This window comes from Microbulbifer sp. GL-2, from assembly GCF_007183175.1.
GTDB lineage: Bacteria > Pseudomonadota > Gammaproteobacteria > Pseudomonadales > Cellvibrionaceae > Microbulbifer.
This window is the reverse complement of the sequence record NZ_AP019807.1, coordinates 3913577-3928932: the sequence shown is the minus strand read 5'-3', so window position 1 is coordinate 3928932 and position 15356 is coordinate 3913577. Positions and strand designations below refer to the sequence as shown.

The window sequence follows — 15356 nt, the reverse complement described above, 5'->3', positions numbered from 1 at the left end:
GGTGCCCTACTTTCCGAATCGAAACTCTACCCTACCGGTATAGGCTGAACTTGGTTCATGGGAGCTATTCAGCCAACACAGTAACAGGCATAATCTGAATATTTTAAATTTTAAAGGACTGCAGATGGTTCAAAGTGTCGCGGCATCCCAGGACCCCTATTTTTCTGAACTGGTTCAGGGCTACTGGAGATTGGTTGATTGGCAGATGACACCCCAGCAACGGCTAAGCTTCCTTAAGCAGCATGTAGATCTGGGAATCACCACCATAGATCACGCTGACATCTATGGAGACTATGAATGTGAGCAACTCTTTGGTGAAGGACTAAAATTGCAACCAGGCATGCGCGAGCAGATTCAAATAGTGACCAAATGCAATATCAAATTGTGCTCCGGCAAGTTTCCCCACCGTAAAGTCAATCACTACGACACCAGTGCAGCACACCTATTAGAGTCCGTCGAAAACTCTCTTGCCCGCCTGGGAACAGACTACATTGATGTACTTCTGCTCCACCGGCCCGATGCCTTAATGGATGCCGATGAAATTGCCGAGACGTTTGCCAAACTTCACACTTCTGGCAAGGTCCTTCACTTTGGGGTTTCCAACTTTTCAACCAGCCAGTTTGACCTTCTGCAGTCTCGCCTGGATGTACCATTGGTGACTAATCAGGTTGAGATAAATCCGCTTAACATTTCCGCGGCTCATGATGGCACCCTCGATCAGTTACAAATGCATCGGTTACGTCCCATGGCATGGTCCTGTCTCGCAGGAGGTCGATTACTCAGTGCAAGCGATACACAAGCTCAACGGATACGCAATGAGCTTATATTAATTCAAGAAGAAATTAGCGCTGAGAGTCTCGATCAGGTGATTTATGCCTGGGTTAGACGCTTGCCAGCCAGCCCACTGGTAATTATCGGTTCTGGAAAACTAGATCGCCTGAAAGCCGCTGTGGACTCATTGAAACTCGAGTTAACTCGGGAACAGTGGTATCGAATATGGGTTGCATCCAAGGGACATGATGTCCCTTAGTGAAAGGAACTACCTAACTGTCTCCTTTACTTCCAGCGTGTGATTTACACCACTCCGAATGTGCAGCGATCACTATGAGCAGAATGACAAGGTTGATCGCGATCATCACCCATGGACGGGCTTCCAACGGAATCCAGCTCGCGACAAAGGGTATTAAGGGTATCGAAAAACCTATAGTGGCAAGTAGAACGAAGCAATAAAAGGCAAGAAACCCCCAACCCCGGTATGCCACTAGGCCTAGTGTGCTTAAGATGGCAAGTGCCAACAGCAACAGTCCCAAACTGGCCACGCCGGGAGATGTTCCAAACATACTGATGCTTATGAAAAAAGACTTCCAGTGCACGATCGAAGTGAAAACAATAAGTACTCCGACTATTCGCGCCAGGTTTTGTGTCTGGATTTTCATAAGCACCTTAACTCCAACTAGCTGGGCTTTGCCAGATTCCCCAGCAGACAATTACAGGAGAGCCGTATAACTAGCTTATTAGAATAGCCAGACAAGAACATACAGTTCAAGACTAAACACAAGAGGAAAGGTAGATGCTGATTCTAAAGTTACAAAGGCAGCCCAACAGTTAATTATCTGCGATATTAATGCCTCCCTCACCCAGGGCTCTGTTTAGCACCGCGGCCAAACGTACCCCACCCTGCCGAAGGCGCATCTCCACCGATTCCTGGCAACGCAGGAAGTACTTTTCCCCTAATTCGTATTCACTCGTATAAGCGAGTTTGTGGGCTAACTGGTGTGATTCCTGGGCCCACTGGGCCTCTGTTGTAGATTGCCACAAGCGGCGCTGGGCTGTGCTTATCTTTTCTGTTTGCTCTCTTGCATAACTGTGCCAATCAGAAACTATCCTGGATACTAAATGTATGTCCCATAGGGCATGTAAATTGGTATCAATACCCAAAAACTGGACTTGGATATCATTGCCACCTTTATCTGAATACAGGCCTGTATGGAGTGGCTGATGCAGATCGCCGACAAAATGAGCAATAAACATTAAGGCTTCTGCACGCTCCTCTGGTTTTCGGTTTCGATCACCTAAAATCTGCGAGAACTGCTTGATTGCCTTGAGGATACAGCCGGCAGCCGGGCAATCCCTGGCCTCAACGTAGCTGGTCCATTCCTTCGACAAATTGATGTAGTGCATTGGAGCGGCCCAGTTATATCGCTTATTGGAGCGGATGCGATCCGCCCAGGTTGCTGACTCGGCCAGGTCCGGCTCGTTCGCTCTTTGCAAAAGCAGCTGAATTTCACCGGCTACCTGTGGCTCCAAGTAATGCCAGGCAATCTCCCCCACCACCCGATGTCCATCATCCCCCCAGGCAAAGGCCTTATTCAGCCCAACAATGGTAAGCAGGAGTAGTGCTACTCGAAATACATTAACTATCCCATTCATTGATGTATCCATTGCAATAATTTGCCGCCAACTTTAACGGGAATTTGTGACAACTTGGCATAGATAGCCAACGTCTTACGCAATCGTTACAGAACTGCAATAAATCGTTAACCAGTCCTTAAATTTCACCCGCTAAAAAGCTCACTGGCCGGGACCAGGGGAAAGTGTCCCGGGAGCCGATTATAACCAGCACCCTCAAAGCCACCTCGTTGGCTCTTTTTTAAGACCAGGACTTAGTTATGAAACCTTCCATTTTCCAGCGCATGTGCCTGTCCGCTGCAATTATCTCCGCGATTGGCACTTCACATGTTTCCCATGCACAGGAAACAGCCGCAGCTATTCGCGGCTCTATTACTGGCAGCGGTGGCGAAGTAATAAGCGATGCGAAAGTAACGGTGATTCATACTCCGTCTAACAGCCGTCGCATAGCGCAAGTGAGGGAGTCCGGTCAGTTCAATTTAAGTGGTCTGCGTGTTGGCGGCCCTTACACGGTGACCGTTGAATCCGATCAAGGCAAACGGGTACTTAAGGACATTTACTTATCGGTAGGCGATACCCTGCCACTAATGCTAACCCTGGGTTCATCCAGCCTTGAGGAGGTGAGCGTTCTTGGTCAAGCCTTGAGCAGTTCACGGCTTGCGGTAGGTCCCTCTTCCCACTTCAACAGCGACGACCTGAAAAGTGCGCCTACTGGCGGTCGTGACATCAAAGACCTGCTGCGCCTTGACCCTCGTGTTTATATAGACGAGGCTAACGCAGAATCAGTCCAGTGCGCCGGTGCCAATCCGCGCTTCAACAGTCTGACTGTTGACGGTGTACGCATGAATGACAACTTCGGCTTGAACAGTAATGGCTACCCAACCGAGCGCATGCCTTTCTCCTATGATGCTATCGACCAGGTTGCCGTAGAGCTAGCACCATTTGACGTACAGTATGGGGGCTTTAGTGCTTGTAACATCAACGCGGTAACCAAGTCCGGCACCAACGAATGGCACGGCTCCTTTTTCTATGACTATACCGATGATGGCTTTCGCGGGGACTCTCTGGAAGGAGAAGAGATTAACGTAGCTGAGTTTGATGAGAAGCGTTACAACGCGACTCTTGGCGGCGCCATTATTGAGGACAAGCTGTTCTTTTTCGCAGCATACGAAAAACTCGAAGGCGTAGCGACTTTTGACCGGGGCCCGGCTGGAAGCAGTGCCGCAACTGAAGTACAGGGCATATCCCAGGCCCAACTGGACGAAATTGTACGTATATCCAACGAGGTCTACGGCTACAACCCGGGAGGCCTGCCCAGCAGCCTTCCAGAAGAAGATGAAAAACTGCTGGTTAAATTCGATTGGAATATCTCTGAAAACCATCGCGCGGCATTTACTTACAACTACAACGATGGTTTCTCTATCGCTGAGGCCGATGGCGATCCCGATGAGCTGGAGCTGTCCAACCACTACTATGCGCGCGGCGCAGAGCTGAACGCCTATGTAGCACAGCTCTTCTCAGACTGGAGCGACACCTTCTCTACTGAAATGAAGATTGGTTACTCCGAACTGGATAACCGTCAGATTTCCCTTGGAGGTACCGATTTTGGTGAAGTACAAATCAGCACTTCCTACGATCATGACAACGATGGTAGTGATACAGATGCTACCGTTTATCTCGGTGCTGATGATTCCCGCCACGCGAATAAACTGAGCTACGACAATCTGACCTTTAAGCTCGCCGGCAAGCTCCTTTTAGGCGAACACAACCTTACAGCTGGCTACGAGCAAGAAAACTTCGATATTTACAACCTGTTTATCCAGGAGGCTGCCGGTGAATATCGCTTTAGCAGCATTGAGAATTTTGAGCAGGGCATTGCCGACCTAATCATCTATGAGAATGCGACAGGCACCAATAATATCCTGGATGCCGCAGCTGAATTTGCTTACAGCATCGACACGCTCTATTTGCAGGATGAATACACTTTTGCTGACGTTGATCTCACCGTTGTAGCCGGCCTGCGCTACGATCGCTACAGTAGTGACGACAGGCCTGTCGCTAATACAGATTTCGCAGCAGCCTATGGCTTTTCCAACCAACACACCATGGACGGCCTCGACCTTCTTCAACCCCGACTGGGCTTGAGCTGGAATGTTGATGATAACCTGGAGCTACATGGTGGAATTGGCCTTTACTCTGGCGGCAATCCGAATGTATGGATTTCCAATAATTACTCCAACAATGGCGTTATACAAATTGAAGCAAGTGATGGCAGCGGCACGCCATTATTTGATATGGACTGGACTGGCAACGGCGCCCCAATTTTCGATGTACCACAGTCCCTATATGATCAGGTAGCCAGTGGAGACGGCTCTTTAGGTGGTGTGAATATGATGGACCCGGATTTTGAGATTCCATCAGTTTGGAAATATGCAATTGGCGCTAGCTACGAGTTCGAGTCTGGCTATTTGCTCTCTGCTGATTACCTCTATAGCGACTATAAAGATGCAGCCATTATCCAAGACCTGTCACTTGAGCAGGTTAGTAGCGCAGTCGATGGCCGCCCGGTTTACGCCAACACCAATGGTCGCAGGGGCGACTATATGCTCACCAATGTTGACGGTGACTCCGGTTACTCCAGCATCTTTTCTTTAGGGCTTAGTAAATCTTTTGAATTCGGTCTGAATGTAGCGGTGGGTTACGCCTATACCGATGCTGAAGACGTGAACCCCATGACCAGCTCCGTGGCCTACTCAAACTACACCACTATCGCCACTGCAAACGCACAGGACCCAGGCACAGCGACTTCGAATTATGTAGTTCCCCATCGATTCACCTTGAAGCTGGATTATGCCCAGGAATTTTTCACCGGGTATCAAACTCGCTTTACCCTCTTCGGTAGCGCTAACGAAGGTGTGCCCTACTCCTATACCTTCTCTGATCGCATCTTCGGTGATGGTGGGCGAGGCCGTGGACTGCTTTACGTTCCGACAGGCTTGGACGATACAAATGTTGTTTTTGGGAATGATTTTGATACAGCGGCGTTCTTCACCTGGGTGAACTCTGAAGACCTGGACAGCGGCTCTATGGAGCGTAACTCCCTCAGCAGCGATTGGTGGACTAAGTTCGATCTGCGTATTGACCAGGAGCTACCAGGCTGGAGCGTAGATGACCGGCTCAACGCTTTCTTTGTTATCGAGAACCTGGGCAACCTGTTGAACGACGACTGGGGAGTAATGTACGAGGGTGCCTTCCCCCGCTTCCAGGCTGCTGTGGATGCGAGCATCGACGATCAGGGCCGCTTTGTTTTTAATGAATTCAATGATCCGGCTGGCCAAACTCGGGTAGCCAACGCCTCCCTCTGGAGTGTCCGCATGGGGGTTCGATACGAATTCTAATCATCAAACAAGCCGCGACAGGTGCCGCGGCTTTATTTTTTCTAACCCTTTCAAAACACTAATGGAACACTGCCTTTCTCAGGCACTACCCAACCAGCGTGCCAGAGTCTCTCTCAAAACATCCTTGCTTAAAGGCTTGGTCAGGTAATCATCCATACCTGCAGCCAGACAACGTCCCTCAAATTGCTCCTCCGTAGTGCTGGTCAGTGCGACGATTGGTAACCGGTCATCGGGGCGATGTTCGGACTCCCAACGGCGGAGCATCTCGATAATCTCAGCGCTGTGGTCGGTGTTCTGCTGGCAATCCACTAATACCAAGTCGTAGTGTCCCTCTGAGAGACGTACAAGGGCATCCTCGCCGTTACCGGCAACATCTACCTGATAGCCAAGGGCCTGTAACATTTCCTCAGTCACCCATTGGTGTGGACGAGACTCCTCAACCAGCAATAGGGAATACTGGCGCGGTTGATCGGCACCGCCGGTAACTACCCGACGGGTTGCCTTTTTGACCCCACCGAAGCGGCGCTCCACCAAGGCATCGTGTAACTCCTTGCGAGTCACCGGACGACCCAGGTACTGGGCGGCCGGTACAGCATGTTGCATTTGGGAAAAGGAGGTCTTCTGTCCAAACCCGCCCAGGCAGATTACCGGACACTCCCTACCCTCAGTATGTGCCTTATACATGTAGGGGGTTACCGATCTAAAGAGGACATCATCCCCCATTGCGGGTACCAGCATCACCAACTGGTTGCGCTCCAGAGCCTGTTTGAGAAGCTTCTGCACCTCGCACTCACAGCCCTCACACCAGCGCAGAGACTTAACGTCCATCCCGAATGAGCGCAACATCTGTACCAGTCCTGAAATAAACAGGCCCTTTTGGTGAATCAATAGTACTTCGCTATCCTGCAGCCGGCGATCCGGGGTGAGATAAGTACGCTGATTGGGCTCCACGCTGAACTTGATGACTACCTGATAGCGGTTGCCATCGGGAGTGGAATGCAATTGCAGATAGCCTCCCATGGCTTCAGCCAACCCCTTGGCAATGGACAATCCCAACCCGGTTGTCACCTGGGTGGTATCCATTCTTGAAAAAGCACCAAACAGTTCGCTCTCATCCGGGAGAATCTCGCCGCGACCATCGTCCATCAGGGTGATATTCAGCTGGCCTTCCACCGCAGTGATTGGTGTGAAACTGACTTCGCCCCACAGCTCTCCGAGCCGGGCGATACCGGTTGCCGAATCCACCAAGTTGCGAATCAACTGGGCTGTTTTACGGTTATCCCCGGTGACCATCACCGGCAGGCTGTCATCGATTTGGAAGTTGAACTCCAGATCCTGGCCATGGGCCGCACGAGCGGCAAACTTGAAGGATTTCTCGATGGTTTTGACCAGATTGAAGGGTCCCTGGCGCAGACGAATATCTTTGCGTGCCACACGAGTGAAAAGGCCTACATTATCTACGAGCTTGAGCTGCTGGCTGCTGGCTGTCTTGGCCAGTTCTACCCATTCCCGCTGACGCTCACTAAGAGACTCCGCCTCCAGTAGAGCCAGGGCACCGAGGGCATCGGACAGCTGGCTACGGAACTCCTGGCCAATATTAACGATAAACTCGTTGGTTAATTCCACCGCCGCTTCGGAGTGCTTGCGTGCGGCAGCCAAGCTGCTGGCACGCTGCTGCAGCTCCTGCATCGCCGACAATCGCTCCCAATAATTTTCTGATTCACGCCGCCCCTGGTGTGCGGTGAGCCAGATAAAGGCCAGTGTCAGGGTTCCATAAATTGTGCCAAGAATCATTCCGGAGAATAGCGCCATCAGGGCGGCCGGCAGCAGAGAGGTAGCAGTAAACCAGGTCAGGAAGCGATGATACGGGGAAAACACCGTAGTCACACTGGAGCAGAAGATGACCGAGTAAATCCACAGAAAGTGTGTCTCAGGCGCAAACCCCATCAAGTAAACAAAGTAAAAAAGGGTCAGGCCCCACCAGATGGAACCAATAATAGAAACAAAGAAGTAATGGTTCCGCCAACGGTTAGGCCCTGCACTGTAGAGCGAGTCGAAACGGAAAACGTAATAACCCCTGATCAGGGTAAGCACCACCAGGCCAGCCCCCAGGATCAATAACAGGCGCGGGGCTTCCAGGCGCATATCCCCGATTGTAGCGGCAATCAGGAAGGCACCGAGAGAGAGCAACATGCCGCGCCGGCTGTATTTGGCGATACGCATATCTGTGGCACGGCAGATACGCCGGTCTTTCTGAACCTTCAGTTCAGGGCGATCAAATAGTGGCATTGCGACCTTCCCTGGGAAACTGGGTATATAGTGACATAAAAGTCCCTAGCCTATCCCAAGCACTTCAACCAGAACTGTTTTTATAATGAATCCAAGCAACCCGAGACCCAAAGCGAGAAACAGAATAAAGGTTCCGAACCTTCCCGCCTTGGAATCTTTAGCAAGGTTCCAGACTATAAACACCATAAACATGATAAGTGCGCCGATTCCCAACCACAGGGAATACTCTTCAAACTGCTCAAAAGTCATGCGGAACTTCACTTAAAAATTGGCGCGCATTGTACAGTGCTTATCGGCTACTGGTAAGACTTGGCGGAATACAGTCGAGCAGCGCGCTCATCATATATGACTGAAAGTTCACGCCCCCTGATAGTAGTCCCCATCTTCCTGGGCGTGGGTACCGCAGCGCAAGCGACGCACCTCCTTCTCTCGATAACGGCTATCGTGCCAACAGCGTGGCAGTGGCTCACCAGACAGAAAACACAGGTCCGTTTTGTCGAAAACTTCGGGGTCCTGTATCTCTTCTCCCCAGAGATAGCGGCCAACCACCGTTAATTCGTAGGGATTGGAAAGCGTGACGACATCGGCCACCTCAACCAAATGCTTGGTGGTTACGTCTTTAAAAAGCATAGTGGCACCCTTTTCCTCTTTCTGATTTCAGTATAGGGCTTCTGGCGACAGTTCCGATTAAATCTGTGCCAAGGGACTCAAGGGCATTATCCGCGAATGCTCTGCCAGTATGTAGGGAATTAGCCCACATCAGGCCAATTGGAAGGTCAGGTAGAAGGGAACGATATCCCGTAAAAACCGCCAGCGGCAACCGGCGGTTTTTACGGGTGTGAGGAGGGGTTAGCCTTCTATTGTGAGACGAGCTGAAACCATCCCCTGCTCTGCGAGGGCATCCAGGTTAATGGTCCGCACAGCGATTTGTTCCTTGATCAGCTGGTTTAGCCAGGGTTGCAGGTCCTGGTATCGAACTTCCTCAATCCAAAGCCGAATGCGGTTGTCACCCTCCGGCTCAAAACGCTTAATGGTGATCTGGTTTTTCTTTGCCGCAGTGGTCACTCTTTGCAATAGTGTGCCTGAGGCCTTGCCTGCGGCACTGTTCGGTTTAATACGGGCCAGCACCGTGCGCTGGGACTCCATCCACTGCACCAGTTCCTGGGCCTCCTCCGCACGGTTAAGGGATTCTTCAAAGAACCCCTTCGCAGGGCTGTAAAGGCCGTAGACTATAAACAAGCCACCGGCAAACAGGCTGAGAAGGGTAAGAGCCCGCTGGTCACTGGAAGATAGCGTTTGCCACTTCTGCTTCCACTGTTCAATTTGTTCTTTCATGCTTCAATAACTACCAAACTTATTCTGTATTTCGGCATGCCGCCATCAGCGCACCCGAACCCGCCCCGATACACCTTTTTTCAATTCATTGGCTCCAAGCAGGTCAGCACGCAGACCATTGCCCGATAACTTACTGACAAAAGTATCCAGGTCAGACAGGCTAGAGGCCTTTAACTGCAATACCATCTCCCCACGCTGGCCATCAAAACGCAGGGACTGCAACTTGAGTTCCTTCCCTCTTTGCTCAGTCCAAACCTTGCTGAGTTGTTGCATCTGTGTGGTGAAAGCACCACCTTGGCTACCCGCACTCTTGAGGAAACCATCAAGCTGTCGACGTATTTGTGCCGAGGGCCGGGTATTGGGGAATAATTCGGTGAACATGGTGCGCGCTTGCTCTTCAGCCTGCTCAGCCTGCCAGTGGAAATAGGCGCCGGCGCCAACAAAGAAGAGCAGTTGGGCAGCAAAGCAGAATGCGGCAACTTTTGCCGGCTTCAGCCACCAGACACCCTCAACTTCCCCGCCTGAGAGCTGGTAATCACCGCTCAACAGGTTGCTGAGTTTGCCCGGCTTATAGCGTTCCAGGAAAACCTCTTCCGGGGGCCGCTGGTTGCGCTGTAAGCGCTCAGCGAACAGGGTTTCCAGTTCGCCGACTATCAGGCCATCATCCTCTCCCGCCCCCAGAAGCAACAGGCTTTTCTGTGCGGATTCACCCTCATCCTCTTCAGGCTCCTGTGCGGAATCGTCCTCACCCAACAGTGAGCTGAGCATCGGCTGCAAGTATTCGCGGCGAATGGAAAGTCCCTGACCACTTTCTTGCCAGACATGGGCCTGCTCACCATCCAGCCAGAGAGCAAGATCGCCCTCGAGCATACCGAGCATCTGGTATTCCGCAACCGCCGCGACCAGGGGCCACTTCAATCGCTCAACCTGATTATGCAAAACCTCCATTTTATCCCTGGCGACGGCGTACACACTGCAAAGGTCCCCTTCCCGGGGGCTACAAATAAAGTGCAGGTCTTCAACATCCTCCGCCAGGTGCTCTTCCACCATATAGCCAATGGCATTAGTTTGACGCCGCGCGGCTTTGGGAATTGACTCAACTCCACTCCATACCCAGTTACCCGGCACTAACAACAATGCCTTTGCACTGTCGTCGAAGCTCAAAGACGGTATTTCCTCGGCTGAATCAGTCCCTTCAAACTCAGGATTAAAAGCCGTAACAAACTCATCATCCAGTGCCGCCCGCTGCCAGGCACCACCTTGCCACTGGTGCAGTGTGAGGTTTTTGTCCGCACTCTCAGTGAGTCTCAGCAATAGCAGCGATGGCTTCGGTGGAACCGCAGGCATGCCGATTTCATTCAGGCTTTTCTTTTTAAACATACGATCTTATTGACCACCTACTATCATCACTTTCTTCTGCCATCACTTTCTTCTGCGGTGCCATCATAGTCGAGTAGCTCCTGCATCATTGCACCGGAAAAAGTACGGCGCTGGCGCTGTACTACTTTAACCTTGCTCCCTTCATCACCATTTTCCACAAGCAAAAGCGAGGTCTCCCAATACTGGCGGTGGTCTTCACCATCTCCCAATTGGACAGCGATACGCGCCAAAAAGTGCTTGCTATGGAACTCAAAATAATTTGTCTTGGTAATTTTGTAAGTCGAGTAATCCCCGGATTCACTCAGGAAACCGCCAGATTCACGGAACTGCTCCAGCTTCGCGATACTTGCCGATGGATCTACCGCCTCCACCAATTCCTGAGAAGCAAAATTGATATTGATCTTGGTTCCGGATTCCGGCAAGGCACAGAGGAAAGGGGCCAGTTTTTGCCAGTCTTCAGCCTCTATTCCCTGCACAGAAGACAGCTCGGAAACATCACTGATCGGCATATCCGGAGTGCGATGAGAAATCTCCCTACCCAGGTAGCCGTCATCCTCAGTTGCCGATGCCTGCGGCGTATCGTTATCATCGATCCAGTCGGCAAGGGTCAAGGCTAAATCTGACTTGCCGGTGACATTCCTCACTAGCCTGCTGAATATCTCATAGTGGTCATTATTTTTACTATCGACAAGATTATTGACATTAAAACATGAGGTTAAGTCTTTAATATTTATACGGATTTTTCCGTTGTCGGGATTGAATTGCAGCGCCGGTGAAGCCCAGGCCTCCAGTGCATGGTCCGCAGACTCCTCAGCTTCCTGATCATCTTCGAAGTCCTTTAACAGGGCCACACGACTCCACGCCTCAGCCCCCTCAACAAATTGAGCCAGCTGGGAATTAGCGAGCAAGGCACCACTGCGATTGATCGAGATTTGGTCCCGAACAATCGCGTGGGAGACTAAAGCGATGGCAATCACCATTACCAACAACACGGTGAGGAGAGCAACACCCCGTTGGCGGCCAAGCATCTTCACAGACTTAATTCCGCTCACCGTTAATATCACCGCCAGAGTAGCCTCTATTCATTAGGGGTCCTCACTTTCCTGTGGGGCAAACTCGACAGTGGAAAAGGGAAATACCCGACGGATTTCGCCGTACTGCCTGGTGAGTAAAACAAATTCGATCGCCTTGGGCAGGCGGCTGTCTGGACTGGAATCGGTGGGAGGTACCGGCGGCCACTGAGCGACCCAGGCTTCACTTTCTGGATCGAAATAACGTAGAGTCAGGCTCTCAACCCCCATCATCAGGGGCTCGACAACCGGCTCAGAATCCGGTCCCCGATCTAACACTTTCCAACGGCTGCGCAGTAACAATGCTCCCGAATCCTCTTCCGTCGAAAAGGGGCTTCGCTCATCAGTCTCGGGGTAGCCAATGCTATAGCCGAGACGCTGGAGCTCACCTCTGGGCTCACCGGTCAAGTTAGCCGCACCCAAGCGGGTAAATTCGAACTCATCCTCGTCCCCCCGCAGAGCCGGTTCATAACCGCTGTAAGCATTTTTTACCGGTCTCGCGGTCAACTGGCGAAGGTCATCTTCCAGGCGGTAAAGCGCCATGGAGAAACGTCGCAGCTCTTCAGCCCGCTGTTCAACTACACGATCGGTGCTTCTAAAAATATCCAGAAGGGAAAAGGAGCCGACGCTGATAATGGCTACCAATACCAGGACAACCAGTACTTCAACCAGGGTAAAGCCAGTCTGAACTTTTAATTGGCGGGTAATCATCGAAATTACTCCTGTGCCGCCCAGGCATCCAGTGTCAGGGTCGGGTTTTCGGCATCGGGGTAACCCACTTCGATAATGATATGACGAAGGCGCTCCTCATTGGTGGCTTCTACACGAGCGGTAACCTCCCACTCCCGCTCAGCAAAGGTGACTTCGTCCTTTTTTTCTCCAACTGGTGGCCAGGGCGTTTGCAATCGCACCTGGGAAAGCACCTGTTGAGCCACCCAGTTTGCGGCAAGTCGCTCTTCCATAATGCGCTGCTGGCGCACACTGCGCTGCATTGCCTGCAGCACACTGGCAGCAATGACCCCAAAGATTACCAGTGCAACCAGGACCTCCACCAGGGTAAATCCGCGCTGGCGAGAAAATTGCCTCGGGCTAAAATTCATCGGCCTGCCATTCCAGCTGTAAACCGTAGAGGCTGTTGTAGGATATGGTGGCTCCTCGGGCAAATTCACCATCCTCAACCAAATACATCACCAGCTCCACTGGTAGAATCTCACCGCTGGACAGTGCAACAAACTGCGGCTTGGCGGACTCCTCATCAGCATCAGCACTTTCCTCTTCGGCAAACTCAGTGGACTCTGTCGAGGGAAGCTCAGCCCCAGCAATCAGTTCGAGGCGTACATTGGGCGGAAGCTCATGAAATGCGAAGCGCTGGCTGCGATTCCCTGCCATTGCAGCATCTGGAGCCTGCCAGGTCATCGTCGTGGGATCAAAGCGCACCACGGTGTAGGATTCAGGTTCCAACACCACGCCGTAGTGGCTCTTATCAATCAGGGCGCGATCAGAGACCAACTGCAACAGGGCCGAGAGACGCCGGACCTCACCTTCCCAGACACGCGCACTTGAACTACCCAAAGACATAACCGCCATCCCGGCAAGAGTGGCGATAATCACAATTACCACCAGAATTTCCACCAGGGTAAAACCGCGGTTATGCGCGAGTCTTTGTTGAGTTGGTCGCCTGTACATCAGGTATAGCTGGTACCGGAATTACAGGTCAGCATGAAAAATATCGGCATATTCGCCCTCTCCACCAGGCTTGCCATCGGCACCCAGAGAAAAAAGATCGAAGGGGCCGGAGCTACCGGGGCTGATGTACTGGTATGCGTTGCCCCAGGGATCCTTCGGTGCTTTCTTCAGGTAAGGCTCGGTCCAGTTCTTGGCTTCCGGGAACCCGGAGGGGCGTGCAACCAGTGCCTCCAGGCCCTGATCAGAGCTCGGGTAAACGAAGTTATCCATACGGTACATATCGAGGGCCGTCTCAATAGCGCGCAGATCGACACGAGCCGCTTTCATACGGGCTTCGCCGGTTTTACCCAGTACGCTGGGCACTACCATGGCGCCGAGTACACCGAGGATAACGATAACCACCATGACTTCAATCAAGGTGAAGCCGCCACTTTTTCGCAGGTTTTGCATTTTTTTCTCCAAATTCAGCTGAAAGCTGGGAACCCTAAAGGACACAATACCCTTTGTGACCCCAATCTAAACATATTGACTCAGCTCCAGGAAGGCATCCTATAGCCTCCCATTGAGCTTTACATGGCCAGTTCGTTCATGCCCATGATCGGCATCATAATAGCCATTACGATAAATAGTACGATAGCGGCCATCACCAATAACATCAGGGGTTCGAACAGGCTCACAAAAGCAGTGACAGCCCCTTGCAAATCCTGCTCCTGGGACTCCGCCGCTCTTTGCAGCATTTCATCCAGGGTACCGGAGGACTCACCACTGGCGATCATATAGACCATCATGGGCGGGAAATAACCGATATCCTCCAACGCCCGATGCAAGCTCCCACCTTCCCGAACAGACTTCTGTGCGCCTTCCAACCGGTCTTTCAGAAAGTCATTACTCATCACTCCACCGGCAATTCCCATAGCCTGTACCAGCGGCACGCTGCTGCCAGTAAGAATCGCCAGGGTTCCCACATAGCGTGCACTCTGGGCGCCGCGCACCATCCAACCGATAACCGGTAAATCCAGCAAGCGGTGATGGAATCGATAACGCACAGCCGGGCGTTTTAACATGAAAACAATGCCCACTATGATTGCAACCAATACCGGGGGCACCAACCAACCCCAGGCAGAGATAAAATCACTGAGGGAGACCAGAATTCTGGTTGGCACCGGGAGTTCTTGTCCGGTGCCGGTAAACACTTCAATCACGTCGGGCACTACGTAAACCATCAGGCCCGTCACTACCAGGACACAAATAAACACCAACACCACCGGATAGATCAGTGCCAACTGCACCTTTTGCCGGAACTGCTGTTGTCCCTCTGTATAGTCACCCAGGCGCTCCAATACGCCATCCAGATGGCCAGAATGTTCACCCGCCTCCACGGTAGCGCGATAAAGCTTGGGAAAGGCGCGCGGGAAACTGCCCAGGGCCAGTGCAAAACTGTGCCCCTCCAGAATCTTGCCCCGAACAGCCAGTACCACCCGGCGAATCTTCTGGTTGCGGGTCTGGTTGGCTATGGCCCCTAAAGTCTCCTCAAGGGGAATACCGGCACGCAGCAGGGTCGCAATCTGGCGTGTCAGCAGGGCAAGGTTCTTAATACTCAGGCCGGGACTACTGGACATCATCCCGCCAGCGCTCTTTTCAGACTGTTCAGCGGCCTGGGCTACATCCAGAGGCACCAAACCTTTGGCGCGCAACTGCTGTCGGGCAGAGCGAGCACTGTCAGCCTCAAGGGTCCCCTTGCTCTTGCGTCCAGATGCTGCCAGGGCTGTATATTCAAATGCTGCCACGA

14 protein-coding genes are annotated in these 15356 nt (G+C 52.0%); 2 read left to right on the top strand and 12 right to left on the bottom strand.

The window, feature by feature from the left end:
* Positions 1 to 124: 124 nt before the first annotated feature.
* Positions 125 to 1030, top strand: a complete 906-nt coding sequence (locus GL2_RS17130; RefSeq protein ID WP_143731786.1) for an aldo/keto reductase family oxidoreductase — start codon at positions 125 to 127, stop codon at positions 1028 to 1030.
* A 575-nt stretch (positions 1031 to 1605) separates the two neighbouring features.
* On the opposite strand, the gene GL2_RS17125 is transcribed toward GL2_RS17130, so the two are convergent.
* Entirely contained in the window at positions 1606 to 2430 is an 825-nt protein-coding gene (locus GL2_RS17125; RefSeq protein ID WP_172621186.1) for a S1/P1 nuclease, read from the bottom strand.
* A 239-nt stretch (positions 2431 to 2669) separates the two neighbouring features.
* On the opposite strand from GL2_RS17125, the gene GL2_RS17120 reads away from it, so the two are divergent.
* Complete coding sequence (locus GL2_RS17120; RefSeq protein ID WP_143731782.1) at positions 2670 to 5807, top strand: TonB-dependent receptor; 3138 nt, start codon at positions 2670 to 2672, stop codon at positions 5805 to 5807.
* Between the two features lie 78 nt (positions 5808 to 5885).
* Here the strand turns inward: GL2_RS17120 and GL2_RS17115 are convergent, their stop codons facing one another.
* From GL2_RS17115 to gspF, 11 genes are all read right to left on the bottom strand, one after another.
* Positions 5886 to 8096, bottom strand: a complete 2211-nt coding sequence (locus tag GL2_RS17115; protein WP_143731780.1) for a response regulator — start codon at positions 8094 to 8096, stop codon at positions 5886 to 5888.
* A gap of 45 nt (positions 8097 to 8141) precedes the next feature.
* Positions 8142 to 8345: a DUF2788 domain-containing protein gene (locus tag GL2_RS17110; protein WP_020412887.1), complete on the bottom strand. Its 204-nt coding sequence runs from the start codon at positions 8343 to 8345 to the stop codon at positions 8142 to 8144.
* A 108-nt stretch (positions 8346 to 8453) separates the two neighbouring features.
* Entirely contained in the window at positions 8454 to 8726 is a 273-nt protein-coding gene (locus GL2_RS17105) for a hypothetical protein (RefSeq protein WP_020412888.1), read from the bottom strand.
* Positions 8727 to 8945: 219 nt separating this feature from the next.
* Positions 8946 to 9431, bottom strand: coding sequence for a type II secretion system protein GspM (gspM, locus tag GL2_RS17100; RefSeq protein WP_143731778.1), 486 nt, complete (start codon positions 9429 to 9431; stop codon positions 8946 to 8948).
* Between the two features lie 45 nt (positions 9432 to 9476).
* The gene (gene gspL / locus GL2_RS17095; RefSeq protein WP_143731776.1) at positions 9477 to 10811 is read right to left on the bottom strand and encodes a type II secretion system protein GspL; all 1335 of its coding nucleotides are present in this window, start codon (positions 10809 to 10811) and stop codon (positions 9477 to 9479) included.
* A gap of 26 nt (positions 10812 to 10837) precedes the next feature.
* The gene (gene gspK / locus GL2_RS17090; RefSeq protein WP_232053664.1) at positions 10838 to 11863 is read right to left on the bottom strand and encodes a type II secretion system minor pseudopilin GspK; all 1026 of its coding nucleotides are present in this window, start codon (positions 11861 to 11863) and stop codon (positions 10838 to 10840) included.
* A gap of 33 nt (positions 11864 to 11896) precedes the next feature.
* A complete protein-coding gene (gene gspJ / locus GL2_RS17085; RefSeq protein WP_143731774.1) occupies positions 11897 to 12592 on the bottom strand; it encodes a type II secretion system minor pseudopilin GspJ in 696 nt (231 codons plus the stop codon).
* Positions 12593 to 12597: 5 nt separating this feature from the next.
* Positions 12598 to 12981, bottom strand: a complete 384-nt coding sequence (gspI, locus tag GL2_RS17080) for a type II secretion system minor pseudopilin GspI (protein ID WP_143731772.1) — start codon at positions 12979 to 12981, stop codon at positions 12598 to 12600.
* Entirely contained in the window at positions 12971 to 13567 is a 597-nt protein-coding gene (gspH, locus tag GL2_RS17075; RefSeq protein WP_143731771.1) for a type II secretion system minor pseudopilin GspH, read from the bottom strand. The genes gspI and gspH overlap by 11 nt, the downstream gene beginning before the upstream one ends.
* 21 nt (positions 13568 to 13588) lie before the next feature.
* Positions 13589 to 14017 carry a type II secretion system major pseudopilin GspG gene (gene gspG / locus GL2_RS17070; protein ID WP_143731770.1) on the bottom strand — a complete coding sequence of 143 codons (429 nt, stop codon included), beginning with the start codon at positions 14015 to 14017 and terminating at the stop codon, positions 13589 to 13591.
* Positions 14018 to 14136: 119 nt separating this feature from the next.
* Positions 14137 to 15354, bottom strand: coding sequence for a type II secretion system inner membrane protein GspF (gene gspF / locus GL2_RS17065; protein ID WP_143731769.1), 1218 nt, complete (start codon positions 15352 to 15354; stop codon positions 14137 to 14139).
* Between the last annotated feature and the right edge of the window lie 2 nt (positions 15355 to 15356).

Coding starts and splice junctions, on each gene's coding strand:
- gspI (WP_143731772.1), bottom strand. CDS start 12,981: ATGAATTTTAGCCCGAGGCAATTTTCTCGCCAGCGCGGATTTACCCTG.
- gspH (WP_143731771.1), bottom strand. CDS start 13,567: ATGTACAGGCGACCAACTCAACAAAGACTCGCGCATAACCGCGGTTTT.
- GL2_RS17120 (WP_143731782.1), top strand. CDS start 2,670: ATGAAACCTTCCATTTTCCAGCGCATGTGCCTGTCCGCTGCAATTATC.
- GL2_RS17105 (WP_020412888.1), bottom strand. CDS start 8,726: ATGCTTTTTAAAGACGTAACCACCAAGCATTTGGTTGAGGTGGCCGAT.
- GL2_RS17130 (WP_143731786.1), top strand. CDS start 125: ATGGTTCAAAGTGTCGCGGCATCCCAGGACCCCTATTTTTCTGAACTG.
- gspL (WP_143731776.1), bottom strand. CDS start 10,811: ATGTTTAAAAAGAAAAGCCTGAATGAAATCGGCATGCCTGCGGTTCCA.
- GL2_RS17115 (WP_143731780.1), bottom strand. CDS start 8,096: ATGCCACTATTTGATCGCCCTGAACTGAAGGTTCAGAAAGACCGGCGT.
- gspM (WP_143731778.1), bottom strand. CDS start 9,431: ATGAAAGAACAAATTGAACAGTGGAAGCAGAAGTGGCAAACGCTATCT.
- GL2_RS17110 (WP_020412887.1), bottom strand. CDS start 8,345: ATGACTTTTGAGCAGTTTGAAGAGTATTCCCTGTGGTTGGGAATCGGC.
- gspG (WP_143731770.1), bottom strand. CDS start 14,017: ATGCAAAACCTGCGAAAAAGTGGCGGCTTCACCTTGATTGAAGTCATG.
- gspJ (WP_143731774.1), bottom strand. CDS start 12,592: ATGATTACCCGCCAATTAAAAGTTCAGACTGGCTTTACCCTGGTTGAA.
- GL2_RS17125 (WP_172621186.1), bottom strand. CDS start 2,430: ATGAATGGGATAGTTAATGTATTTCGAGTAGCACTACTCCTGCTTACC.